This is a genomic window from Balneatrix alpica DSM 16621, assembly GCF_000619885.1.
Taxonomy (GTDB): Bacteria; Pseudomonadota; Gammaproteobacteria; order Pseudomonadales; family Balneatricaceae; genus Balneatrix; species Balneatrix alpica.
The window spans coordinates 477,758-503,165 of the sequence record NZ_JHUZ01000011.1 but is presented as its reverse complement, the minus strand read 5'-3'; the positions used below and the strand labels follow the sequence as shown (position 1 = coordinate 503,165).

Here is a 25,408-nt window from a genome sequence, read left to right as displayed (position 1 = left end):
GCTTGATTCGAATCGACAGGCCGCCTGTTTTTTTGTCGTTGGGTTAGCAAAGATGGTCTTATAACCACAGGCTTTAAGGATATTGATAAGAATTCTCGCCGTGTTGTTGTGAATTCTTGACATGAAAGGGGCTGGCTATAGAATGAGCAGCCTCTGTAGTTAACGCGCTGATTTGATCTTCAGCTTGCGGGCGCGTCAAAAAATGCCGCTAAAAGAAGGGTTTTTCAGGTTCAGACATTTTCTGTAAAACCACTCTGTTAGCGCAGAGTGGTTTTTTTTCGCTCTGCGCACACGCGGCATCGTCTTGACGCTTTTAGGAAGGACGATGATTCATTTACGTAATCTTAGTAAAACCTTTTATAGCCAAGGGCAGCCACTGTTGGCGTTGGATAGTATCAACCTCCAGGTGCCGGCCGGCTGTATCTATGGGGTGATAGGTGCCAGTGGGGCGGGTAAATCCACGCTGATTCGCTGTGTGAACCTGCTCGAACGTCCCAGTGAAGGGGAGGTGTGGGTAGGGGGAGAAAATCTGCTCCGTCTCTCTGCGCAGGGTTTGCGCCGTGCGCGTGCCAATATGGGCATGATTTTCCAGCACTTTAACCTACTGGCGACCCGCACGGTGTACGCCAATATTGCCTTGCCACTAGAGCTGGCGGGTTTACCCAGCGATGAGATTCGCCAACGCGTGTTGCCATTGCTGGAGCTGACCGGCTTGCAAGCTCGGGCAGATTATTACCCTGCGCAGCTTTCCGGTGGACAGAAACAACGGGTGGCCATTGCCCGTGCACTGGCAAGTCGTCCGCAGGTCCTGCTCTGTGATGAGGCGACTTCCGCCCTGGATCCGGAAACCACCCAGTCCATTCTGCGCTTGTTAAAAGAAATCAATCAGCAAATGGGCATCACTATTTTGCTGATCACCCATGAGATGGATGTGATTAAGACTCTCTGCGACCGAGTAGCACTGCTGGAGCATGGCCGTTTAGTTGAGGAGGCCGCCGTGCAGGACTTTTTTGCACGCCCGCAAACCGAGATTGGCAAACGCTTTGTGCGCAATGCCCTGGAACGCCCCTTACCGACCGATCTGCAGCAGCGCTTACAACAGCACGGGGGACCTGGTTTGGATCCGCTAGTGCGTCTGACCTATGCCGGTGCTCAGGTGGAGTCGCCGCTGTTATCTCAGGTAGGTAAGCGCTTTGCGGTGGATATGAACGTCCTGACTGCCCAGATTGAATTGGTACAGAACCAACCCCTGGGCTTCATGTTGGCGCAGTTGCAGGGGGATGAGGCTGCACAGCAGGCGGCATTGGCCTGGCTGGCCGAGCAACAGATTCAACTGGAGGTAGTGGGTTATGTACAGCGCCAAGCTTGAGTTATTGCTGCAGGCCTTGGGGGAGACGCTCTATATGGTGGCCTTATCGGGCAGCTTGAGCACCCTTATTGGCATTCCCTTAGGGGTATTGTTGTATGTCACCAAACCTGGGCGTTTCTGGGGCAATCAGACCCTACATTTTGCTCTGGGTAGCTTGATTAATGCTACGCGCTCGGTGCCTTTCATTATTTTATTGGTGGCGATTATCCCGTTGACCCGTTTGTTGGTGGGTACCTCTATTGGTACGACAGCGGCGATTGTGCCCCTGACTCTGGGAGCGATTCCTTTTGTGGCACGGATCGCCGAAGGGGCACTCAACGAGGTGTCTCCAGGACTGGTAGAGGCAGCCCAGGCGATGGGGGCCACCCCCTTACAGATTATCGTCAAGGTGCTGCTGGCCGAGGCACGGCCCGGTTTGATCCATGGTTTAACCCTGATGTTGGTCACCCTGGTGGGCTATTCCGCCATGGCGGGGGCGATTGGTGGGGGTGGCCTGGGGGATTTGGGTATTCGCTACGGTTACCAGCGCTTTGATTCCTTCATGATGCTGGCCACGGTGGTGAGCCTGATTGTGTTGGTGCAGTTAATTCAGTCGGCAGGGGACGCCTTGGTGCGCCGCTACGACCATACCCGTGTTTAAGCAATAGGAGTGATTGCAATGTCGATTAAGATCAAGAGTTCACGTCGCCGTTTTCTGGCCCAAGTCAGTGCGCTGGCCGCTGCGTTGAGCCTGGGATGGTCCCAGGCCCAGGCTGATGCGCTGAAACTTGGCGTGATGGCCGGGCCCGAAGCAGAGGTGATGCAGGTAGCGATTGAGCAGGCTAATAGCCGCTTTGGTTTACAGGTAGAACTGATCGAGTTTACCGATTATGTCTCCCCTAACGTGGCATTGGCCGATGGCTCTATCGATGTGAATGCCTTCCAGCATCGCCCCTATCTGGATGTGATGGTAAGAGATCGTGGTTTTAAGCTGGTGGCGATTGGCAACACCTTTGTTTACCCAATTGGTGCTTACTCGAAGAAATTGAAAGATATCAAGGAGCTGGCGGAAGGGGCACGGATCGCGATTCCTAATGACCCCAGTAACGAAGGTCGTACCCTGATCCTGTTACACAACCGTGGTCTGATTAAGTTAGCCGACCCTAGCAATCTGGAAGCAACGCCACTGGATATTATCGACAATCCCCTCAAGCTCGACTTTATCGAGCTGGATGCAGCCCAGTTGCCGCGCTCCCTGGATGATGTGGATCTAGCCTTTATTAATACTAACTATGCTGTACCTGCGGGCCTCAACCCCAGCCAGGATGCGCTGTTGGTGGAAGGTAAAGAGTCACCCTACGTGAATATCTTTGCCGCACGGGATGATAACCAGCAGGATCCTCGTTTGGGTCAGTTGGTTGAGGCTTACCAATCAGCAGCAGTGGAAGCTAAAGCGGCTGAATTGTTTAAGGGTGGGGCCGTGGCAGGCTGGAAATAAAAGTGCAGCGCCCCAGGGTAGAATCGCCTCCTGGCTAAGCCAATTGGGCAATGCTGATAACCCCGCCAAACCGGCGGGGTTATTGTTTTTAGCGGGGCTGACTTTTTTTGTCAGCTAAACTGCGTGCTAATGTTATTGAGCATTCGACTGTCTTTTTGTGATCCTAGCGCTTAATTGGCCCTAGCCTAACCATCTGCGAGGCAAGCAATGAGCAAACAAAATGAAGTGGTAGTGGTATCCGCAGTTCGCACCGCCGTTGGCACCTTTGGTGGTTCCCTCAAAGACCTGCCGCCGACCGAGCTGGCGGCTCAGGTGGTAGCAGAGGCCGTACGTCGTGCCCAGGTGAATGCAGATGAGGTGGGGCACTGTGTGATGGGGACGGTGGTACCGACTGAGCCGAAAGATCTTTACCTGTCACGGGTGGCGGCACTTAAGGCCGGTTTGCCCGAGACCACGCCAGCACTCAACGTTAACCGCCTTTGCGGCAGTGGTTTGCAGGCAATTGTCACTGCGGCACAACAGATTGAGTTGGGGCACTGCCAGGTAGCCGTTGCCGGGGGCGCGGAGTCGATGAGCCGCACCAACTATTGGCTGCCTGCCGCCCGTTGGGGCCAGCGCATGGGCGATGCCCAGATGATTGACTCTATGGTGGGAGCGTTAACCTGCCCGATGGAGTCGGTGCACATGGGCATTACCGCCGAGAATATTGCTGAAAAGTGGGGAATCAGCCGGGAGGATCAGGATGCTCTCGCCGCTGAGAGCCATCAACGTGCCCAACGCGCCCTGGAGCAAGGCTATTTTAAAGAGCAGATTCTGCCCATCAGCCTGAAAACCCGTAAAGGTGAGCAGCTGTTTGAGGTGGATGAGCATGTTCGTCTTAACGCCACTCCAGCGGATATGGCCAAATTAAAGCCGGTATTTAAACGTGAGGGTTCGGTCACCGCCGGTAATGCCTCTGGCCTGAATGATGCGGCGGCCGCCCTGGTGTTGATGTCTGCCGCTGAGGCACAGGCTAAAGGTTTGACGCCTTTAGCCAGCATGAAAGCCTACAGCATCGCAGCAGTAGAGCCCAAGTACATGGGCATTGGCCCCGTACCTGCAGTGCGTCAGCTGCTCGATCAAACGGGTCTGAGTGTGGCAGATATTGATGTATGGGAAGTGAATGAAGCCTTTGCAGCTCAAGCGCTGGCGGTCGCCCGCGATCTGGACATTCCTGCCGCTAAGCTGAACCCCAACGGCAGTGGCATTTCCCTGGGGCACCCCATTGGTGCCACGGGGGCGCTGATCACGGTTAAAGCCCTTTATGAATTACAGCGGGTACAGGGGCGCTATGCGGTCGTAAGCCTATGTATCGGTGGTGGTCAGGGTATTGCTGCCCTGTTTGAGCGTCAGTAACCACTGTCTGAGTGAAGCGAGGGAGGGGCTTGCCCCTCCTGAGGCTGGTGCGGCGATGTGGCTGAACATAGCTGCCGCAGTAGTGCGGTGAGGATGGGCCAGACCATCCTGGCCACCACTCTTTCAACTCCGATAACCGATCCCCCGATAACAACAAAATGAGGGAAGCAGATTAATCATGAAATACCTATCCCTATGGCTGCTAATGCTGACGACCCTGATGGGGCAGGCGCAGGCGGCTGATCCCTTGCAATTGCCGGCGGTGCAGCGTGATCGTGCTGAGCAGGCAATTATCTTAGATGTCAGCCGTGCCGGAGAGCGTTTGGTAGCAGTAGGGGAGCGTGGCATTGCACTGTATTCCGATGATCAGGGGCAGAGTTGGCAGCAGGCGGCGGTGCCCGTCAGCGTGATGCTGACCGCGCTGTTTTTTGTCGATGACCAGCAGGGTTGGGCAGTAGGACATGGTGGTGTGGTACTGGTGAGCCGCGATGGCGGGCAAAGCTGGCAAAAACAGTTGGATGGCAATCGCATCAATGAACTGCAGTTAGCCGATGTGCAGCAGCGCTTAGCGACAGCCGAGCAGCAGTTGGTCCAGTTGGAGTCACTGGTTGAGCAGGACCCCAGCCGGGAGGCGGAGCTGGAAGAAGCCCAGTATCAACTGGAAGAGCTGCAAATGGCCCTGGATGATGCCGAACTGGCGCAGGAAGAAGGTCCCGGTATTCCTCTGCTTGACCTGTGGTTTGCCAATCAGCAGCAGGGATTTGTGGTAGGAGCCTATGGGCTGATTTTGCGTACCGAGGACGGCGGACAAAGCTGGCAGCCTTGGCAGCGTTATCTGGATAACCCCGATCGCAATCACTACAACGCCATTGCCGCTTTGGATGAAAACACGCTGATCCTGGCGGGGGAGGCTGGCTTACTGCTGCGCTCCGAGGATGGCGGGCAGAGCTGGCTACGGCTTGAACCCCCCTATGAAGGTTCTTACTTCGGTCTGGTGGCGGCGGAGCAGCAAGTATACCTGCTGGGTTTAAGGGGCAATGCTTTTAGCAGCGACGACCAGGGTGACAGCTGGCAGGCGTTGGAATTAGACAATGCCCTGACCCTGGCAGGTGGCCATTATGTCGACGGACAATTGCTACTGGTGGGTAACTCTGGACTCTTTGTTGAGCAGAGCCAGCAGCAGTGGCAAGAGCAGGTGCTGGACGACCGTCAGAGTCGCAGTGCGGTGACTGCTGTGCCTGGTTATTGGATTCTTGCCGGTGAAGGTGGCTTAAGCCGCCGCCCCCGTACCCAGCCTTAAGGTGAGCCGATGAAACTGTTCCAAACCCTGCTCAAACCCATCTCTGCGCTGGAATCCCTGGTTGAGCGAGTGCTGTTTTTCCAGCGTGGCTTGATTCTACTGATCTTTGTTGCCCTGACCCTGTGGTTGGGTATGCAGGCCAGTCAGATTCGTCCAGATGCCAGCTTTTTGAAGATGATTCCTACCAATCATCCTTACATTGTTAACTTCCTCAAACATCGCGAGTCCTTAAGTGGCCTGGGTAATGCGTTACGGGTGGCGGTCTCGGTGAAAGAGGGGGATATCTTCTCGGCGGAGTATCAGGAAACCCTGCGTACTATCTCGGATGAATTGTTCTTTATCCCTGGCGTCAATCGTGCCGGGATGAAGTCGATCTGGACCCCTAACGTCCGTTGGCAGGAGGTCACCGAAGAGGGTTTTGCCGGAGGGCCGGTAATACCGGCGGACTATGACGGTTCGGCGGCCAGCCTTGAGCAATTGCGGCAAAACGTGCTGCGCTCAGGGCAGGTCGGTAACCTGGTCGCCGATGACTTTAAGTCCGCCATCATTTATGTGCCTTTGCTCGACATTAATCCGGATACCGGCGAAAAGCTGGATTTTCGTGCCTTCTCCCATGCCCTGGAAACCCTGGTGCGGGATAAGTACCAGAGTGACAACGTGCAGATTCACATCACCGGCTTTGCCAAGGTGGTGGGGGATTTGATCGATGGGGCGGTACAGGTCGCTTTATTCTTCCTGGTGGCCATCCTGATTACCCTGGCGCTGTTGTACCTCTACTCCCGTAGCATTCGCGCCACCCTGGTCACGGTGGTGACGGCGCTGGTGGCGGTGGTATGGCAATTAGGAACCCTGCGCACTCTGGGCTTTGGCCTGGACCCCTATTCGATGCTGGTGCCCTTTCTGGTCTTTGCCATTGGTGTGAGCCATGGCGTGCAAACCGTTAATACCATCGTGCAGGAAAGCTTGCATGGCGCCGATAGGCTCACCGCTGCCCGGCGTGCATTCCGGGTGCTGTTTATTCCTGGCATGGTGGCCTTGATCAGTGATGGTCTGGGGTTCGTTACCCTGATGGTGATTGAGATCGAAGTCATTCAAGAGCTGGCAGTAGCGGCCAGTGTTGGGGTAGCGGTGATTATCCTGACCAACCTGTTGCTGTTGCCGGTGTTAATGTCCTATGCCGGTGTAGGGCAGGGGGCACTGGCCTACCTGCGTCGTCGAGCTCCTAAAGAAGAAGCGTTCTGGCGTCCATTGGTGTGGTTTACCCAGCGTAAGGGCGCCACTGTCACCCTGCTGTTAGCGGTGCTGGCGGGCGGCTATGGTGTGTATGCCGGGCAGAACCTGAAGATCGGTGATCTGGATAAAGGAGCGCCGGAACTACGTAAAGACTCCCGTTACAACCTGGATAACGCCTTCATCAATGAGCATTACTCCTCCAGCTCGGATGTGTTTGTGGTCATGGCGGAAACCCAAGCGGAACAATGTGCCCGCTACGATAACCTGGTGATGGTGGACCGCTTCCAGGGATTTGTGCAGGGCCTGCCGGGGGTACAGTCCAGTCTGTCGCTGGCGGATGTGGCACGTTTGACCATCTCCGGTATGAATGAGGGCAGCCTGAAGTGGCGTACTCTGGCGCGTAATCAGTTCATGATTAACGCCTCTCTCAGCTTCGTGCCGCCTGGCTTGATGGATACCTCCTGTTCCCTGGTGCCGGTGATTATCTTCCTTGATGACCATAAGGCGGAAACCCTGTCTGGCCTGGTCAAGGCGATTGAAGACTACGCTGCACAGAACAACAGTGAGCAACTGCGCTTTGTGCTGGCGGCGGGGAATGCCGGGATTGAGGCTGCCACCAACGAGGTCATAGGTACAGCGCAGTATGAAATGCTGGCCTGGGTGTATGGTGTGGTGGGGTTGCTGTGCTTACTCACCTTCCGCTCCCTGGCTACGGTGATCTGTATTCTGCTGCCCCTGGCGTTGACCTCGGTGCTTTGTCAGGCATTGATGGCGCATCTTGGGATCGGCGTGAAGGTCGCCACCCTGCCGGTGATTGCGTTGGGGGTGGGGATTGGGGTGGATTACGGTATCTACATCTATTCCAAGCTCAATACCTACCTGGTGCGGGGGATGGACCTGGGCAGTGCGTATCTGGAAACCCTGAAAACTACGGGTAAATCAGTGGCCTTTACCGGCCTGACCCTGGCGATTGGGGTGGGTATCTGGGTGTTTTCGCCGATCAAATTCCAGGCGGATATGGGGATTCTGCTGACCTTTATGTTCCTCTGGAACATGCTCGGTGCCTTGCTGTTATTGCCGGCCTTGGTCTGCTTGTTAAAGCGTCCTGTTGCTCATTCGCTGAACACCCCTAAGGAGGTGGCCCATGCAGTTCAATAGAACCCTGTTGGTGGTGTTAGAGCGTCATGATGAACATCTGACCGCCCTCAATCGAGCCTGCCTTATTGCCCAACGCCTGGGTTGTCAGGTTAAAGTTTTGAGCTGGCAGCCTGAAGCAGATGAAGAGAACTATCAGCCACAGTCACTACAAGTGCTGATGCAGCAATGGCAGGAACAGGGTGTGCAGCTGAGTTTAGAGCTGCTCAATGAGCCGGATCTGGCTGAGGCAGTTCTACGTGTTCAGGCTCAGGAACAGGCTGGCTTGCTGGTGAAAGAGTGTGAGTCACGCCATACCCACTTGCCCTGGCGTTCCCCGGCGGATTGGCAGCTGCTGCGTCAATGCCCCTGCCCGGTGCTGCTGGTAAAGCGTGATGGGGTTTGGCAGGGGGGCAAGGTATTGGCGGCGATTGAAGCGCAACCACGGGATCAGCGTCATGCCCAGTTGAACCAGGGGGTGTTGGCCCTGGCGACTTTTGTCACCCAGGCGATAGAGGGGCAGTTACATATTGTTTCGGCCTATCCGCCACCGATGCAGGCTGGTGAGCCGGAAGACCAAGCGGAGGAACTGCTGGCGGCACGTTGGCAGCAGGCCTGTGAGCAGTTAACGGCCCAGGCTCGTCCGCAGCCCAGCGCCTTCCATATTGGTGAAGGGCCAGCGGAGCATTGGATTCCCCAGGTGGCAGCGGAGCAAGCGGCAAACCTGGTGGTATTGGGCACGGTGGGGCGGGCTCAGTTTATCGGTGCTCTGCTGGGTAACACCGCTGAACGTATTCTGGACTCCCTTAATGCCGATGTCATGGTGCTGCAGCCGGACAGTGGCCTGGCAATCTGTACCCTGCTGCATCCCCCAGGTTAATAGCTTGGGTGAAGTCACGGGCAGCTTAGGCTGCCCTTTTGTTTTGCACGTCTGACGCCTGTCTTTGTCACGCCATGATCTCTTTTGTCAGTTATTCTGGTGCGTTTTGTTATTGAGGCGCAAGTGGGCTTTAGGGGATGCTTCCCGCATGCTTGAACGCCGTCCCTGAACTTAGTGTGAACGGTCACGACAACAAGAATCATCGAGGTAGCTAGACTATGCCCGCTTACAAAGCTCCGCTGCGCGATATGCAGTTCACCCTGTTCGAAGTGCTGGAAATTGACAAGCACTATCAATCGCTGCCTGGTTGTGAAGAAGCCAGTGCTGACATGGTGCAGGCCATCATGGAAGAAGGGGCGAAATTTTCTGAGCGGGTATTGGCGCCGCTGAATCAGATCGGTGATCGTGAAGGCTGTAAGTTTGATAACGGTGTGGTGACCACGCCTACTGGTTTTAAAGAGGCTTACCAGCAGTATGTTGAAGGTGGCTGGCCTTCCCTGGCCCATGCTCCTGAACACGGTGGTCAGGGTCTGCCTGAATCACTGGGGCTGATTATCAACGAGATGACGGGTACCGCGAACTGGTCTTGGAGTATGTACCCTGGCCTGTCCCACGGCGCCATGAATACCCTGGAAGCGCACGGTACTGACGAGCAAAAACACACCTATTTAACCAAGCTGGTTTCCGGTGAGTGGACCGGCACCATGTGCTTGACCGAGCCCCATTGCGGTACCGACCTGGGGCTGTTGCGCACCAAAGCGGAACCTCAGGCCGATGGCAGCTACAAAGTCAGCGGCACCAAGATCTTTATTTCCGCCGGTGAGCATGACATGGCGGAGAACATCGTCCATATCGTATTGGCGCGTTTGCCCGATGCCCCTGCCGGCACCAAGGGTATCTCCCTGTTTATCGTGCCTAAGTTTATGCCGACCGCCGAAGGTGGCATTGGCGAGCGCAATGCAGTGAGCTGTGGCTCCATCGAACATAAAATGGGTATCCACGGTAACTCGACCTGCGTGATGAACTTTGATGGTGCTACCGGTTTCTTGATTGGCCCGCCTAACAAAGGTCTGAACTGCATGTTCACCTTTATGAACACCGCTCGCCTGGGGACTGCCTTGCAGGGTCTGGCTCATGCGGAGTGGGCCTTCCAGAATTCTCTGACTTATGCCAAAGAGCGTTTGCAGATGCGTGCCCTGAACGGCCCGGCGGCACCTGAAAAGGCTGCAGATCCTATTATTGTTCACCCCGAAGTGCGCAAGATGCTGCTGACCCAGAAAGCCTTTGCCGAAGGTGCGCGTGCGCTGATTTATTACTGCGCCACCCTGGTTGACCGGGTCAAACTGTTGGACGGTGACGAGCGTAAAGAAGCGGATGAGCTGCTGGCGCTGTTAACGCCGATTGCCAAAGCCTTCCTGACCGAAGTGGGCTATGAAGCGGCTAACCACGGCGTGCAGATTTACGGTGGCCATGGCTTTATCTCCGAATGGGGAATGGAGCAAAACGTCCGTGATAGCCGTATCTCCATGCTGTATGAAGGCACCACCCAGATCCAGGCGTTGGATCTGTTGGGTCGCAAGGTGTTGATGACTCAGGGCGAAACTCTGCGCCGCTTCACCAAAATGATCCACAAGTTCTGCCAGAGCGAAGAAGCCAACGAGCAACTCAAGCCCTATGTCAGCCAGCTGGCTAGCCTCAATAAAGAGTGGGGTGAGCTGACTATGCAGATCGGCATGAGTGCAATGAAGAACCGCGATGAAGTGGGGGCGGCATCTGTCGATTACCTGATGTACTCCGGTTACATCACCCTGGCCTTCCTGTGGTTGCGGATGGCTAAAACTGCCCAAGAAAAACTGGCGACAGGTCAGGACGTCGAGTTTTATCAGGCTAAACTTCGTACCTGTGACTTCTACTTTAAGCGTCTGCTGCCCCGCACTCGTGCTCATGTTGCCTGTATGCAGGCCGGTGCAGAGCCTCTGATGGCGCTGGAGGCAGAACACTTTGCTTTCTAAGGTAATGAATACCCGGGCAGGGCGTTGGTTGATCCAACGCCTGCTGGCATCGCGACAGCGCGCCTATGCTGCCCGCCAGGCTACAAAACAACAACAGCGGCTTGAGCCAGCACTTGAGCCCAGTACTCCTATACAGAATGAGGTTTCCACTATGTCTGATATCAAAGCCCTGTTTGCCTCCATGCAGTCCCGTTTTAATGCCTCTGCCGCCGCTGGTATGGATGCAGTGTTCCAGTTTGAACTCAGTGATGCGGGTACCACCCATGTGGTGATCAGTAATGGCAGTTGCGCGGTGGTGGACGGTGAGCACGATGATCCGACCGTGACCCTGATGATGGACTCACAAACCATGCAGGACGTGATGAGTGGTGAAGTGGATGGTATGCAGGCATTTATGATGGGCCGTATCAAAGCTGACGGTAACATCATGCTGGCCACCAAACTGAACTCCTTGTTCCCGCTGGCCTAAGCAGGTTGGCGCAGGCCACTGGCACGGTGGCCTTTTACCCTTTTACGACTACCCTTTGCTTATAAAAATAACCCTGGGGACACAGTGATGAGCACCTTGGCTGCCGCCGGTTCAATCCAGGACTGGTCATCTATTAATTTCGAAGGCTTTACCCATATCCCGCAGGTGTTGGAACGGGCCAGTCAGAAGTATGGCCAGCGTCCGGCTTTTACCTGCTTTGGGCATACTCTCAGTTATCAGGAGTTGGATCGGCTATCTGCCGCCTTTGCTGCTTATCTACAGCATTTTACCGATTTGCAACCCGGGGACCGTATCGCTATTCAGTTACCCAACCTGTTGCAGTACCCCGTAGCGGTATTCGGTGCGATGCGGGCCGGGCTGGTGGTGGTGAATACCAATCCGCTGTATACCTCGCGGGAAATGGCACACCAGTTTAAAGACAGTGGTGCCAAAGCCTTGGTGATTTACGCCAGCATGGCGGCGAAGGCCCAGGAAATCCTCGACGAAACGGATATTCGCTATATCTTCACCACCCAGATCGGTGACTTACATCCGGCACCTAAGCGTTGGATTCTCAATGCGGTGGTGCGCTATGTGAAAAAAATGGAGCCGCCGTACTCGTTGCCCTCGGAAGTGAACTTCCTGACCGCCCTGCGTAAAGGGGGGCAGCATAACTATACCCTGGTTGAAAAAGGCCTGGATGATGTGGCGGTGCTGCAATATACCGGCGGTACCACCGGGGTAGCGAAAGGTGCGATGCTGACCCATGCCAATCTGATCGCCAATATGCAACAGGCGCGTGATCGCTTTGGTAAAGGTTTGGAGGGCGAGAGTCTGACTTTTATTGCGCCTTTGCCGCTCTACCATATTTATGCCTATACCATGCATTGTATGGTGATGATGGCAACGGGTAACCACTCGGTCTTGATTGCGAATCCCCGCGATATTCCAGGCTTTATTAAAGAGTTAAAGAAGTGGCAGTTTGACGGTTTTGTGGGTCTCAATACGCTGTTTGTGGCCCTCTGTAATCATCCTGAATTTAGCAAACTGGACTTCAGCAAGCTTAAGTACACCTCCTCCGGCGGTATGGCCCTGACCCATGCGGCGGCAGAGCGCTGGCAGAGCATTACTGGTTGTGAAGTGCTGGAAGGCTATGGTTTGACCGAGACTTCTCCAGTGGTCAGCTTTAACCCGCCAGGGGCGAATCAGTTGGGTACCATTGGCAAACCTGTTGCCTTTACTGAAGTACGCTTGATTGATCCGGCTGGCAATGATGTGCCGGAGGGAACGCCCGGTGAGATGTGCGTGCGAGGCCCGCAAGTTATGAAGGGCTACTGGCAGCGGGAGCAGGAAACACGCTCCTCCTTCACTCAAGATGGCTACTTCCGTACCGGCGACGTCGCCATTATCCAGGCCGATGGATACATGAAGATTGTTGATCGTCGTAAAGACATGATTATTGTCTCCGGCTTCAACGTCTATCCCAATGAGGTGGAGGATATTGTGGTCTCCAACCCGGCCATTCTGGAATGTGCGGCGATTGGTGTGCCCGATGAAAAGAGCGGCGAAGCCATCAAGATTTTTGTGGTACTCAAAGAGGGCAGCAGCATTAGTGACGCTGAGCTGAAGACGTTCTGTCGCGAGCGTTTGACTGCTTACAAAGTGCCGAAGTTCGTCGAATTCCGGGATGAGTTACCAAAGTCCAATGTGGGCAAGGTATTAAGAAGAGCGCTGCGAGAGCCGGCAACGGATAGTAGTGCTGCCGCCTGAAGTAATGGGTGCCAAGATGAGTTTGAGTCAAGCTGTAGCCCGGCGTCTGGTACACCAGCGCCGGGTGGAGTGCCAGGGATTTCTGCGTGAAGATGGTCTATGGGATATCGAAGGCAGTATGGTCGATATCAAGGCGGAAGATACGCCGAGCCCAGGCCGTCCTTCCGGCAGGGTGGCCGCTGGCGAGCCTTTCCATTTGATGCGTCTGCGCCTGACTCTGGATGACAGCCTGTTAATCCATGCGGTTGAGGCCTGTATTGAGTCTGCTCCTTTCCACACCTGTCCTGGCATTAGTCAGGCCTACCAAAAATTAGTCGGTACCCGTATCGGTCCGGGTTGGAATCGCCAAATCAAGGAATTATTAGGAGGGGTAGCAGGTTGTACTCACCTGAGTGAGTTGCTGCTCCCGCTTGCCACCACGGCCTTTCAGACCACCTGGTATGCGCGGCAGAACAGTGGTGAAGCCGAGGCCTCTAAACGCGTATTGATCGATAGTTGCCATACTTGGTCTGGCGCAGGGGAGGTGGTGAAAACCTTCTTACCTGAGTATTACCAGGGCGCGGCAGAGTAACAGCCCCTTGGGCAGCCCCCGACATCCAGGAGAACCCATGGCCATTGCAATTGAAGTCGAAAATGGCTTGCTGAGTTTGCGCATTGAGCGCCCTGCTAAAAAGAACGCCCTCACTCAGGAAATGTATATTGAGATGACGGAAGCGCTGCAGGAGGCGGAAGATAATCAGCTGATCCGAGTGGTTCTGATCACCGGTTGTGGCGATAGTTTTACCAGCGGTAATGATCTGGGGGACTTTATTGCTGCAGCTTCCAGTCAGGGGGGGGAAGTCCGCGCCCCGCTCGATTTTCTGCAAACCTTGGCAGCTTTCCCGAAGCCCATCGTGGTGGCGGTAAATGGTTTGGCAATTGGTATCGGCACCTCCATGCTGCTGCATTGTGACTATGTGCTAGCCAGTGGTGCAGCCACATTCCAGATGCCCTTTGTAAAACTAGGCTTGGTGCCGGAGGGAGCCACTAGTTTGTTAATCCCGCAGTTAATGGGGCAGCGCCTGGCCTTTGAGCTATTGGTGTTGGGCGAGAGCATCAGTGCCGAGCGGGCTCAGCAGTTGGGCTTGGTGAATCAGGTAGTAGAGCCTGAACTACTGGACATGGTGACCATGGAGCTGGTGGAGCGTTTGCTCAGTTTGCCTCCTGAGGCGGTACAAATTAGTAAGCAAATGCTGAAAGTGTCGCAACAGCAGGCGATTAGTGCGGTGATTGAAGCTGAAGGGGTGGCTTTTAAAGAGCGCCTATTCAGTACCGAAGCGAATGAAGCCCTGACGGCTTTTATGGAAAAGCGTCCTCCGGTATTTCGTTAAACCGGCTTTAGTGGATCGTTGATCGCTGCCATTGCCCAGCCCTGTGCTGGGCTTTTGCGTTTTTAGCCGTCATAAAAGAGTGCTTGAATAAAAGTGTCAGGAAATTACTGGATACTGCCAGGGTAGCTCCAAGCCTTGGCATTCCGGCGCGGCTTGGCGAGCAGTGGTAAAGCGGGGTAAACCGCGCCAGCAGTGGCTTGTCAGGCAGTGGTGAGTGGCTCTGGCTGGTGTTGATACAGATCCTGGTCTAGCCTTGCTGGTGGCTTTTGTTAGTTACACTGGTGGTTTTTGTTATTGTTCGATCAGGCGCAATCACTAGTATGGAGTACATTCGAACGGAGCCTTGAATGCTTTTGTTACAGGTTCCACCCGTTGATTGAGGGCATAGCCGCTGGCGCCCACACAACAATAATGAGGGCTTTATGAAAGTTCTAGTCGCGGTCAAACGTGTCATTGATTACAACGTCAAAGCACGTGTTAAGGCAGATCACAGCGATGTGGATCTGGCCAACGTCAAAATGGCGATTAACCCCTTCTGTGAAATCGCGGTTGAAGAAGCTGTGCGCCTGAAAGAAAAGGGTGTGGCAACGGAGATCGTGGTGGTTTCTATTGGCGATAAGAGCTGCCAGGAACAAATTCGTACCGCCCTGGCGTTGGGCGCTGATCGTGGTATCCAAATTGAGGCTGATCTCCGCCTGGACTCACTGAATGTAGCCAAACTGCTGGCCAAGGTGGTGGAACAGGAGCAACCGGGTCTGGTTATCCTGGGTAAGCAGGCGATCGACTCTGACAACAACCAAACCGGACAAATGCTGGCTGCCTTGACGGGTATGCCCCAGGCAACCTTTGCCTCTGAGCTGGTGGTGGAAGGTCAGCAGGCTAAGGTGACCCGTGAAGTGGACGGTGGCTTGCAAACCCTGGCGATCAACCTGCCTGCGGTGGTGACCACTGACCTGCGCTTGAACGAGCCCCGTTATGCCTCGCTGCCTAACATTATGAAGGCGAAGAAGAAGCCGCTGGATGTGTTGACTCCCGAGCAATTAGGGGTCGCCATCAAGGTGCACACTAAGCAGTTGAAAGTCGAGCCGCCTGCTGAGCGTAAGGGTGGCATCAAGGTGGGCTCGGTGGCCGAGCTGGTAGACAAGCTGAAGAATGAAGCGAAGGTGCTGTCATGAAAATTCTATTGATTGCCGAGCACGATAACCACAGCCTGAAGGGCGCGACTCTCAATACTCTGGGTGCTGCTGCGCAATTGGGCGGTGAGGTGACCCTGTTAGTGGCAGGTAGCGGTTGCGGTGTGGTGGCTGAACAAGCGGCCCAGGCAGTGGGTGTGGCCAAGGTACTGTTGGCGGATCAAGCCAGTTATGCTCATCAACTGGCAGAAAATCTGGCTCCCTTAGTGGTTGAGCTGGCTGCCGAGTATGACTACGTCTTGGCACCTGCCACCTCTAATGGCAAAAACCTGTTGCCCCGCGTTGCAGCGCTGCTGGATGTGGCGCAGCTGTCCGACATTATCGCAGTGGAAAGTGCCGATACCTTTAAGCGCCCGATTTACGCCGGTAATGCTATCGCCACGGTGCAAAGCCTGGATGCGAAAAAGGTCATCACTGTTCGCACCACTGCCTTTGATGCGGTGGCTGCGACCGGCGGGAATGCCAGTATCGAAAGCCTGACTCAGGCGGTGGATGCTGGTGTGTCTGCCCATGTTAAAGACGAATTGGCGGTATCGGATCGCCCTGAGCTGACTGCTGCAGGTGTGGTGGTTTCCGGTGGCCGTGGTGTGGGTTCCAAAGAAAACTTTGCCGTGATCGAGTCCCTGGCGGACAAGCTTAATGCTGCTGTTGGTGCTTCCCGCGCGGCGGTGGATGCCGGCTTTGCCCCTAACGACATTCAGGTCGGTCAGACCGGTAAGATCGTGGCCCCCAGCCTCTATGTGGCAGTGGGCATCTCCGGTGCTATTCAGCATCTGGCGGGGATGAAGGATTCCAAGGTGATCGTCGCCATTAACAAAGACGAAGAGGCCCCCATCTTCCAGGTGGCGGATTATGGTCTGGTGGCGGATCTGTTCGAAGCTGTACCTGAGCTGGTCAACGCACTGTGATGCCCGGCGGCCAGATGCCGCCCAAGCGAACGAGGAGTGAGTGATGGAATTTCAAGGTCAAGCGATTCGCGTACAGGCCATTGAAGCGGGCATCTATGAAGTCTGTTTCGATCTGGCTGGGGAGTCGGTCAATAAGTTTAGTCAGCTGACCCTGGGTGAGCTGCGTGAGGTGGTGGCCAAGCTGGCGACCACGGAAGGGCTGAAGGGCGTACTGTTTAGCAGCGCCAAAGACTGTTTTATCGTCGGTGCCGATATCACCGAATTCAACGCCATGTTTGCCCGCTCGGAAGAAGAGATTATCGAGGGCATTCTGGGCCTGAACGCCATTTTCAATAGTGTTGAAGACCTGCCTTGCCCCACGGTGGTGGCTATCAATGGGGTGGCCCTGGGTGGCGGTTTCGAAATGTGTTTGGCCTGTGACTTCCGCGTCATGGCGGACAGCGCCAAGGTCGGTCTGCCCGAGGTGAAACTGGGTATTTATCCCGGCTGGGGCGGCACCGTGCGTCTGCCTCGTCTGATTGGTACCGATAACGCGGTGGAGTGGATTTGCGGCGGTAGTGAAAAGCGGGCTGAAGCAGCCTTTAAAGACGGCGCCGTGGATGCAGTGCTGCCGGTCGACAAGGTGCGTGAAGGGGCGCTGGACCTACTGAAGAAAGCCATTAAAGGTGACTTTGACTACCAGGCCCGCCGCCAGGAAAAGCAGTCTCCCCTGCAGCTAGGGGAAATCGAAAAGATGATGGCGTTTGAAACCGCCAAAGGGGTAGTGGGTGCCAAAGCGGGCCCGCATTATCCTGCACCGATGGAAGTGATCAACACCATCGCCAAAGCGGCCCGTCATGGCCGTGAGAAGGCGATTGAGATTGAGGCCAAAGGCTTCGCCAAAATGGCTCGCACTCCCGTTACTGCGGCGCTGGTTGGTTTGTTCCTGAAGGATCAATACCTGAAGAAGCAAGCCAAGCAGTATGAGGCCCAAGCTAACCCGGTCAAGCAGGCCGCGGTACTGGGCGCTGGCATTATGGGTGGGGGTGTGGCTTATCAGTCCGCGGTGAAGGGCACTCCCATCATCATGAAGGACATCAACACTAAGGCGCTGGAATTGGGGCTGTCGGAAGCCAACAAACTGCTGTTGAAGCAGGTTGAGCGGGAGAAGATCACCACCGAACAGATGGCCAAAACCCTTAACCAGATTACCCCCGCCCTGTCCTATGGCGAGTTTGCCCATGTGGATCTGGTGGTCGAGGCGGTGGTTGAGAATCCCAAGGTTAAAGAAAGTGTGCTGGCTGAAGTAGAAGGCCTGGTGCGTGAGGATGCCATCCTGACCTCCAATACCTCTACCATCTCCATCAACCGCTTGGCTAAGGCGCTCAAGCGTCCGGAAAACTTCTGCGGTATGCACTTCTTTAACCCGGTGCACCGGATGCCGTTGGTGGAAGTTATCCGCGGCGAGAAAACCTCCGAGAAAGCCATTGCGACTACGGTGGCCTATGCCAAGGCGATGGGTAAGACTCCTATCGTGGTCAATGATTGCCCAGGATTCCTGGTGAACCGGGTGCTGTTCCCTTACTTCGCCGGATTCTCCATGTTAATGGCTGACGGCGCGGACTTCCGTCAGGTCGACAAGGTGATGGAAGGCTTTGGCTGGCCGATGGGCCCTGCCTATCTGCTCGATGTCGTCGGTATTGATACTGCCTGCCATGCTGACAAGGTAATGGCGGAAGGCTTCCCCGATCGCATGGCCCACGAAGGCACCACCGTAATTGAGAAACTGTACGAGCTGGGTCGCCTGGGGCAGAAGAATGGCAAAGGCTTCTACGAGTATCAGACTGATAAGCGTGGCAAGCCGAAGAAGGTGGTGAACGAGGAAATCTTCAGTCTGCTGGCCGAGATTGGCGGTGAGGTGAAGACACTGGAACAGGATGACATCATCGCCCGCATGATGATCCCGATGTGTATCGAAACCGCGCGTTGCCTGGAAGACGGCATTGTTGCGACGGCTGCTGAAGCCGATATGGGCTTGATTTACGGTATTGGCTTCCCTCCCTTCCGTGGTGGTGCGCTGAATTACCTGGATACCCTGGGTATGGCCAACTTTATCGAGCTGGCTGCCAAGTATGAGCATCTGGGCCCGCTGTATCAGCCCACGGAAGAGATGCGCAAAATGGCCGCCGAAGGCCGTAAGTACTTCAACTGATACCCGGGAGTGGAGGAATTAGCATGAGTCTCAAACCTAATGATGTTGTGGTAATCGACTGTGCCCGCACTGCCATGGGTAAATCCAAGGCTGGGGTATTCCGCAACGTACGTGCTGAAAATATGTCTGGCGAGCTGGTGAAAAAACTGATGGCTCGCAACCCAGGGGTGAATCCCGCCGAGGTGGAAGACCTGATCTGGGGTTGTGTGAACCAGACCAAAGAACAGGGTTTTAACGTTGCCCGTTCTGTCAGTTTGCTGGCGGGTTTGCCGGTTACGGTGGCGGCCCAGACCGTCAGCCGTCTGTGCGGCTCATCCATGGCGGCGTTGCACACCGCGGTGCAGGCGATTCAAACCGGTAACGGTGATGTCTTTATCGTCGGTGGGGTAGAGCACATGGGCCACGTACCCATGTTGCACGGTCTGGATATCAACCCGGTGATGAGCAAGCATGTGGCCAAGGCGTCCATGATGATGGGTATCACCGCGGAAATGCTGTCCAAAATGCACGGTATCCAGCGTCCGCAAATGGATGAGTTTGGTGCCCGTTCGCATCAGCGTGCCTGGGCGGCCACCGTTGAAGGTCGTTTTGCCAAGGAGCTGATCGCCATCGAAGGTCACGATGCCAACGGTTTCAAGACCCTGATCGATGTTGATGAAGTGATTCGTAATGATGTGACCGCTGCCTCCTTGGCTGAGCTGCCCCCTGCCTTTATTCCTAAAGTCGGGACAGTCACAGCGGGCACCTCTTCTGCCATCTCAGATGGCGCCTCGGCAATGATTCTGATGTCCTATCAGCGTGCCAAGGATTTGGGCCTGACTCCCCGTGCCGTGGTGCGTGCCACTGCCGTGTCAGGCTGTGATCCCTCCATCATGGGCTACGGCCCAGTGCCCTCGACTCTGAAGGCGCTGAAGCGCGCTGGCCTGAAGATGGAAGATATCAGCCATGTTGAACTGAACGAGGCGTTTGCCGCCCAGGCGCTGCCGGTGCTGAAAGACCTGAAACTGCTCGACAAGATGGATGAGAAGGTCAACCTCAATGGCGGTGCTATTGCCCTGGGTCATCCCTTTGGCTGTTCTGGTACCCGGATATCCACCACCCTGATCAACGTGATGGAACAGAACCAGGGCACCCTGGGTCTGGCCACCATGTGTATCGGTATGGGGCAGGGGATTTCCACCATTTTTGAGCGGATCTAAACAGGCAACGCTGCCTGGCTCTGACCTTCAGGGAAGTCAGGCAGCGAAGCTGGATTCTCTCAATGCCCGGCCTGGGCTTGCCCAGGCTTGTAACCCTAGTAGTAAGGCTTGTGTCCGTAATCTTACCCCGCCGTTGGCGGGGTTTTTTTGTTTGTGCACAGGCATGAGAGCCTGGATTAGGCGCTGTCGGATGGCAGCAGAGGAGGCAGTGGGCACCCCAGTAGCAGGGCCAAGAGCCGCAACGCCTCGACTTCTTCCTTGCGTAGCTGTTCGTCATGGCAGCAGATGGCCATGCAGGCTTCCAGCAGCTGGGCTTTGGCCGAGGGTTGCAACTGCCGCGCTTGGCGAATGCCAAGGTTGAGTTGGTTGGCCTCGGCCTGGGGTAGCTGTGTGGGGGGCGCGAGCCCCAGTGCCTGACACTGCTGCTGTAAAACCGCCAGGGCTTGCGGTGAAGGCATGGCGCTGGCGTGACACAGCTGAGCCAGGAGTGGGAGCAGATGTTGACCGGCCTGCCTGAGGCGACGGCTCGTCAGTGGCACGGAGCGTGGCGGGTGGAGGTGCTGCTCCAGTAACAGACGCATCCCTTCTGCCAGCAGATGGGGGTGTTGCTTGGCTTGCTCGGTGCTCAGTTGTAACAGAGTACGGCGCAGGTCGGGGGCGCAACTGGCTAAGCTGCTCAGGCAGCGCTCGAACAAGGGTAAACGTAAGCCGGACCAGGATTGCAGTGCCCGTTCTAATTGGGCGAGTTGTTGCAGGTTGGCGTGACCCAGGCTCTGTAATGGGGGACGTTGGCCTGGCAACACTTCCAGCCAGAGTGCCAGTGCCAGTAAGGAGGCCTGCTGGGGTTGATGGCTGGCACTGGCAAGGGGTAATGGCAGGCTGGTCAGCCATTGTTGAGCGTAGTGGCGATGGGCAGGGGTCGGTGCCCCCATGCTTTGTTTGGCCTGCTGCAGTTGCTGCTGACTAGCCATGGCGCCACTGGCCGCACTGATGATCAGGCTGGCCATAGCGGGGGCGGTTGCTTCTGCTTCTGCTGTGTGGGGTGCTGCTGGCGGATGCAGGGGCGTTACCGCTGGCAGCTGATAGTGCCCCTGCCAGTGGGGATCGAGTTTACGAATGCGTGCGGCTAAGGGCGGGTGGGTTGCCCACAGTGCCATAAAGGAGTCCAGGGTATTGGCAAACATCAGATGTGCTGCTTCACCGGCATGTAGGTTAACCAACTCACTGCCTTCGCGGGCGGCGCCAATTCGTTTTAAGGCATTGGCGAGGCCATCCGGGTTACGGGTGTATTGCACGGCGGAGGCATCGGCCAGGTATTCTCGGTTGCGGCTGACGGCTGCTTTAATCAGCCCGGCACAAAAACTGCCCGCATAACCCAGTACTAGCAGGGCCAGACCTGCCAGTGCCAGTCCTCCCTGCTGGCGTCTGCCGCTGCTAGCGCGTAATAAAATATGGCCCAGTTCGGCCAGCAGAGTCAGGCCAAACACCAAACTGATCAGACGCAGGTTAAGGCGCATATCGCCATGGGCAATGTGGCTGAATTCATGGGCGATGACACCCTCCAACTCATCACGGTTGAGCTGGTGCAGAGCGCCACGGGTGACGCCAATCACCGCATCCTCAAATTCATAACCGGCGGCAAAGGCGTTAATGCCACCTTCATAGTCGAGCAGGTACACCTGAGGGACCGGCATGCCGGAGGCAATGGCCATTTCTTCGACCAGATTAAGCAGGCGCCGCTCATAGGGATCCTGGCTGTCGGGACTGACGGGGCGCCCTCCTAATTTGCTGGCCAGGGCACTGCCGCCTGCCCCCAGCTCCCAGTGTTTATACAGGCTGCCAAGCAGCACTAAGGCCGCCACGCTGGCCAGGGTGAGGGCATAGTGGGGCCAATGCCATAGGGCCAGCAGGGCGTTAAGTTGGAGGGGGAGCTCCTGCTGCCAAAGCAGTGCCAGGCTCAGCAGTAAATAGAGACCCGTGGCGAGCAACAGGATGGCCAGTCCCAGCAGGATCAGCAGCCAGCGGGTGCGTCGTTGGGCATCCTGTTGCCAGTTAAAAAAATGCATTTAGAAGCTGACCTTGGGGGCCTGCTGAATGGCTTCACTGTCGGCAAACTCCAGCAGTGCAGCATCCTGGCCATGGCCAAAACTGGCGGCCAGTACGACCGGCGGGAAGGACTGACGGTAGGCGTTATAGTCCATCACCATGTCGTTATAGAACTGACGGGCACGGGCGACTTTGTTTTCGGTGCTGGTGAGTTCTTCACTTAGCTGCATCATGGTGGTGTTGGCTTTGAGGTCTGGATACTGCTCCATCACCATATTGAATTGTCCCAACGCCCGGCCGAGTTGCTGTTCCTGTTGGGCGAAGGCTTTTAATTCATCTGGCCCCAGCTTGTTGGCAATTTGCTGCAGGCTGGTGACGGCAGCATTACGCGCCTGTACCACCTTTTCCAGGGTTTCCCGCTCATGTTGCATGTAACCTTTGGCGACTTCGACCAGATTGGGGATGAGGTCGTAGCGGCGTTTGAGCTGGACTTCGATTTGAGCAAAGGCGTTTTGCCATTGATTGCGCTTACTGACCAGATTGTTGTAGATGCGCATCAGGCCAAGCGCCAGGATAACGAGGATGGCGAGAGTAATCAGGCTGGAGGTGCCCATAGCGTGCTCCTTGCAAAGAGAGGGGTAGCGAGCGGTATGCAATGCTAGGGGCATCTTGGCACAGCTTGTTTGCAGCGGCAATTTACCGATAATGGCGGCGTTCAAGGAGGCGCTTATGCGAAAACTGATTGGCTGGTGGGTTGGGGTTTGTCTGAGTGTGCTGTCTGGCAGTGTGTGGGCGGAAAGTTGCCAATTACCGGAGGTGCTGGAAACACCCCGGTTGGAGAAACTGGATTGCCAGAATCAACAGGCCCAGGTCAATGGCTTTTTGCTGGCGTTATCCTGGTCGCCTAGTTTCTGTGCCAGTCAGGGAGATCGCCCGGCCAATCGCCATCAGTGCCAGGATAATCAGTTTCGTTGGGTGGTGCATGGCCTGTGGCCACAGGACTATAACGCCAAGGCGGCCAAGTGCAGCCAGCCGCGTCATTGCCAGAGTAGCCGGGTAGATCAGGCAACTCTGGCACAGTATCTCTGCACCGTACCTGGGGTGCAGTTGATGCAAGCCCAGTGGCAAAAGCATGGCTCCTGCGCATTTAACGATCCTGGCAGTTACTTTGCTCAGCTTGAGCAGTTGCACCAGCGCTTGCAGTTGCCTGAATTAACGGAAAGTAAAATCCAGGTCGAGGTACTGCAGCAGCGTTTTATTGAGCTCAATCCCGGCTTGCAGGCAGAGCATATGTTGGTACGCACGGGTAAGGGGAATCGTTTTAACGAGGTCTGGCTGTGTATGGATCAGGATTATCGCTATCGCCGTTGTAATGGGCGAGGTGCCCCCGCCTCGGCCATTATTCAGGTTCCGCAGTAAAGGCGCGGCGAAATTGGCGGGGGCTTTGGCCCTTGTACTTACGAAATAGACGGTTGAAATTGGCCAGGTTGGTAAAGCCTGCACGCTCGGCAATTAAGCCAATGGGTTGAGCACTGCTAAGCAGCAGTGAGCACGCATGTCCTAGCCGCAGTTGCAGCACATATTGACTGAGGGGTTGGCCTAGGTGGCGGCGACACAGACGCTGCAAACTGCTGGGACTCAGGTGTAATGTCGCAGCCAGTTGGTTCTGGTTTAACGGTTGCTGATAGTGCTGATGCAGATAGTCCAGTAGCCGCTGAAACTGTCGCGGCTGCTGGCTAGTGAGGCTATCAGTGAGAGGGCTGGCAGGCTGTAAGGGGCGAGCAGGGCTGGCGGCCAAACGATGCAGTAATGCCAATAGCTGTAGCAGCCTGGGGCGTGGTGGTAAGTGCCCAAGAGGGCGGATGCGGCTTTGCCAGTCCTCCTGAGCGGTAAAGCACAGGCCTTGGCGGGCGCGCTGAAACAGTTCGGCTAAGTCAGCATATTCGGCAAATCCACACAGATGGGTGACCCACTCTTCACTTAACCAAATCACCAGCGCTTCAGCCTCTTGCCGGGATTGATGGCTATGCCAGCTATGGGGCAGATTGGGCCCCAGCAGGCAAAGATCGCCACTGCTGAAGGCTTCCACGGATTGCCCGACATAACGCTGGCCCTGACAGCCGAGGGTCAGGGTGAGCTCATACTCCGGGTGAAAGTGCCAGTGAAATGGTAGTTCTGGCAGGCGACGATGAAAGTAGCGCCAGGAGAAGCCTTGGTCCGGTTGTTGGATATGTTCCCGTTGAGGTTGATGCATGGCTGGGGTCCCAGGGGCAAAGCAGGAGCATGAGTGTGCCAAAAAACGCTTATTAAGGTCATAGGCAGGCTCATTTCTGCAGCAAAAGTAGCAAAACTTGATGGAAGGGTAGCAATTCTTAGTGCTATTTGGCGTCAGACTGCAGGGGTGAACTGCAACAGGAGCTTGAATATGCGTCACCTTTATCAAGATACCCCGGGCAATGCCTCGGTGGGACAGCAGCAACTGCAAGATCTGCGTTATCTGCGTAAACAGCGGCCTTTACGGGTGTTGAGCGAGTCCGACTTTGCCCACTGGCAGCACTATGGTTATGTGGTTGTGCGTCAGGCCATTAGTGCACAACAGGTCGCGCAAACCTGTGACTTTCTGTGGGAGTTTCAGCAGATGTCGGCGCAGGATCCAGACAGTTGGTATCAGGGGCCGGAAGCTCAGCATGCGATGCAGGAGCTGAATCACTCCGGTATGGTGGAGGCCTACCATCACCCCTTGTTATGGCGTAACCGCCAACAACCGCGCATCTATGATGCCTTTGTCGATATCTGGGACCGTGAAGAGCTATGGGTCAGTATTGATCGTGCCAATCTGAATCCACCGAATGACCATCGCCGTCCTTTTCAGGGCTTTATTCATTGGGATGCCAATACCCAGCTGCGACCTTTACCGGTTGGGGTGCAGGGGGTATTGGCGTTAACGGATACCGATGAGGAAACAGGGGGCTTCCAATGTGTGCCTGAGCTTTTTGCCCATTTAGAGCAGTGGCTGGCCAGGCAACCTGCGGATGCCAACCCGTGGCGTCCGGAGATGAGCCAGGTGCCCTATGCGGTTGAATCGGTGCATCTGCAGGCAGGTGACTTGCTGATTTTTAACTCCCTGTTGGCCCATGGTATTCGCCCCAATCGTGCTAACCGGGTGAGAATGGCGCAATACATCGCCATGACCCCGGCGGAGGAAGATAACCAGGCCCTGCGCGACTGGCGTATCCAGGCCTGGCGTGAAGTGTTACCTCCCCCTGGTCAGCCGTTCCCGGGCGACCCGCGGCGTTGGGAGCAGACTCGTTATCCCCATGCGCAACTGAATGCACTGGGACGCAAGCTGCTGGGGCTGGACTCTTGGTATTGAGAGAGGGTTAAGCAGGGCGCAGGCAGGGCAACGCAGGTCGGTCTGGAGGTCTTGTTCTGCCTGTGAGCGTGCTATATAGAGGCGATCTT

Annotated in this window: 21 protein-coding genes; 18 read left to right on the top strand and 3 right to left on the bottom strand. The window is 55.7% G+C overall.

Annotation, left to right across the window (positions count from 1 at the left end):
* Positions 1-325 precede the first annotated feature (325 nt).
* From Q334_RS0106310 to fadA, 16 genes are all read left to right on the top strand, one after another.
* Entirely contained in the window at positions 326-1,369 is a 1,044-nt protein-coding gene (locus Q334_RS0106310) for a methionine ABC transporter ATP-binding protein (protein ID WP_027312468.1), read from the top strand.
* The gene (locus Q334_RS0106305; protein ID WP_027312467.1) at positions 1,350-2,009 is read left to right on the top strand and encodes a methionine ABC transporter permease; all 660 of its coding nucleotides are present in this window, start codon (positions 1,350-1,352) and stop codon (positions 2,007-2,009) included. Before Q334_RS0106310 ends, Q334_RS0106305 begins: the two co-directional genes overlap by 20 nt.
* Positions 2,010-2,027: 18 nt before the next feature.
* Positions 2,028-2,846: a MetQ/NlpA family ABC transporter substrate-binding protein gene (locus Q334_RS0106300; protein WP_081414360.1), complete on the top strand. Its 819-nt coding sequence runs from the start codon at positions 2,028-2,030 to the stop codon at positions 2,844-2,846.
* Between the two features lie 207 nt (positions 2,847-3,053).
* Entirely contained in the window at positions 3,054-4,241 is a 1,188-nt protein-coding gene (locus Q334_RS0106295) for an acetyl-CoA C-acyltransferase family protein (RefSeq protein WP_027312465.1), read from the top strand.
* Between the two features lie 178 nt (positions 4,242-4,419).
* Positions 4,420-5,541 (top strand): WD40/YVTN/BNR-like repeat-containing protein, encoded by a 1,122-nt coding sequence (locus tag Q334_RS0106290; protein ID WP_051527567.1) that lies wholly within the window; start codon positions 4,420-4,422, stop codon positions 5,539-5,541.
* 9 nt (positions 5,542-5,550) lie between these two features.
* Positions 5,551-7,932: an efflux RND transporter permease subunit gene (locus Q334_RS18245; RefSeq protein ID WP_051527566.1), complete on the top strand. Its 2,382-nt coding sequence runs from the start codon at positions 5,551-5,553 to the stop codon at positions 7,930-7,932.
* Positions 7,919-8,788 (top strand): universal stress protein, encoded by an 870-nt coding sequence (locus tag Q334_RS0106280; RefSeq protein ID WP_027312463.1) that lies wholly within the window; start codon positions 7,919-7,921, stop codon positions 8,786-8,788. Before Q334_RS18245 ends, Q334_RS0106280 begins: the two co-directional genes overlap by 14 nt.
* A 218-nt stretch (positions 8,789-9,006) precedes the next feature.
* Entirely contained in the window at positions 9,007-10,800 is a 1,794-nt protein-coding gene (locus Q334_RS0106275) for an acyl-CoA dehydrogenase C-terminal domain-containing protein (protein WP_027312462.1), read from the top strand.
* Between the two features lie 151 nt (positions 10,801-10,951).
* Positions 10,952-11,269 carry an SCP2 sterol-binding domain-containing protein gene (locus Q334_RS0106270; RefSeq protein WP_027312461.1) on the top strand — a complete coding sequence of 106 codons (318 nt, stop codon included), beginning with the start codon at positions 10,952-10,954 and terminating at the stop codon, positions 11,267-11,269.
* 87 nt (positions 11,270-11,356) lie between these two features.
* Positions 11,357-13,039 carry an AMP-binding protein gene (locus Q334_RS0106265; RefSeq protein WP_027312460.1) on the top strand — a complete coding sequence of 561 codons (1,683 nt, stop codon included), beginning with the start codon at positions 11,357-11,359 and terminating at the stop codon, positions 13,037-13,039.
* A 16-nt stretch (positions 13,040-13,055) separates the two neighbouring features.
* Positions 13,056-13,610, top strand: a complete 555-nt coding sequence (locus tag Q334_RS0106260) for a DUF2889 domain-containing protein (RefSeq protein ID WP_035461000.1) — start codon at positions 13,056-13,058, stop codon at positions 13,608-13,610.
* A 37-nt stretch (positions 13,611-13,647) separates the two neighbouring features.
* Positions 13,648-14,409 carry an enoyl-CoA hydratase gene (locus Q334_RS0106255; protein ID WP_027312458.1) on the top strand — a complete coding sequence of 254 codons (762 nt, stop codon included), beginning with the start codon at positions 13,648-13,650 and terminating at the stop codon, positions 14,407-14,409.
* Positions 14,410-14,831: 422 nt separating this feature from the next.
* A complete protein-coding gene (locus Q334_RS0106250) occupies positions 14,832-15,584 on the top strand; it encodes an electron transfer flavoprotein subunit beta/FixA family protein (protein ID WP_027312457.1) in 753 nt (250 codons plus the stop codon).
* The gene (locus Q334_RS0106245; protein ID WP_027312456.1) at positions 15,581-16,510 is read left to right on the top strand and encodes an electron transfer flavoprotein subunit alpha/FixB family protein; all 930 of its coding nucleotides are present in this window, start codon (positions 15,581-15,583) and stop codon (positions 16,508-16,510) included. Before Q334_RS0106250 ends, Q334_RS0106245 begins: the two co-directional genes overlap by 4 nt.
* 43 nt (positions 16,511-16,553) lie before the next feature.
* A complete protein-coding gene (gene fadB, locus Q334_RS0106240) occupies positions 16,554-18,701 on the top strand; it encodes a fatty acid oxidation complex subunit alpha FadB (protein ID WP_027312455.1) in 2,148 nt (715 codons plus the stop codon).
* A 23-nt stretch (positions 18,702-18,724) separates the two neighbouring features.
* Positions 18,725-19,900: an acetyl-CoA C-acyltransferase FadA gene (gene fadA, locus Q334_RS0106235; RefSeq protein WP_027312454.1), complete on the top strand. Its 1,176-nt coding sequence runs from the start codon at positions 18,725-18,727 to the stop codon at positions 19,898-19,900.
* Between the two features lie 176 nt (positions 19,901-20,076).
* Here fadA and Q334_RS0106230 read toward each other — a convergent pair whose 3' ends face one another.
* Entirely contained in the window at positions 20,077-21,966 is a 1,890-nt protein-coding gene (locus tag Q334_RS0106230; RefSeq protein ID WP_027312453.1) for a M48 family metallopeptidase, read from the bottom strand.
* Positions 21,967-22,560 (bottom strand): LemA family protein, encoded by a 594-nt coding sequence (locus Q334_RS0106225; protein ID WP_027312452.1) that lies wholly within the window; start codon positions 22,558-22,560, stop codon positions 21,967-21,969.
* A gap of 115 nt (positions 22,561-22,675) precedes the next feature.
* Here Q334_RS0106225 and Q334_RS18240 point away from each other — a divergent pair, with 115 nt between their 5' ends.
* Positions 22,676-23,365, top strand: a complete 690-nt coding sequence (locus tag Q334_RS18240; RefSeq protein ID WP_051527565.1) for a ribonuclease T2 family protein — start codon at positions 22,676-22,678, stop codon at positions 23,363-23,365.
* On the opposite strand, the gene Q334_RS0106215 is transcribed toward Q334_RS18240, so the two are convergent.
* A complete protein-coding gene (locus tag Q334_RS0106215; RefSeq protein ID WP_035460885.1) occupies positions 23,346-24,200 on the bottom strand; it encodes a helix-turn-helix domain-containing protein in 855 nt (284 codons plus the stop codon). The genes Q334_RS18240 and Q334_RS0106215 overlap by 20 nt on opposite strands.
* A gap of 171 nt (positions 24,201-24,371) precedes the next feature.
* Between Q334_RS0106215 and Q334_RS0106210 the strand changes: the two genes are divergently transcribed.
* Positions 24,372-25,319 carry a phytanoyl-CoA dioxygenase family protein gene (locus tag Q334_RS0106210; RefSeq protein ID WP_027312450.1) on the top strand — a complete coding sequence of 316 codons (948 nt, stop codon included), beginning with the start codon at positions 24,372-24,374 and terminating at the stop codon, positions 25,317-25,319.
* The last annotated feature ends 89 nt before the right edge of the window (positions 25,320-25,408 follow it).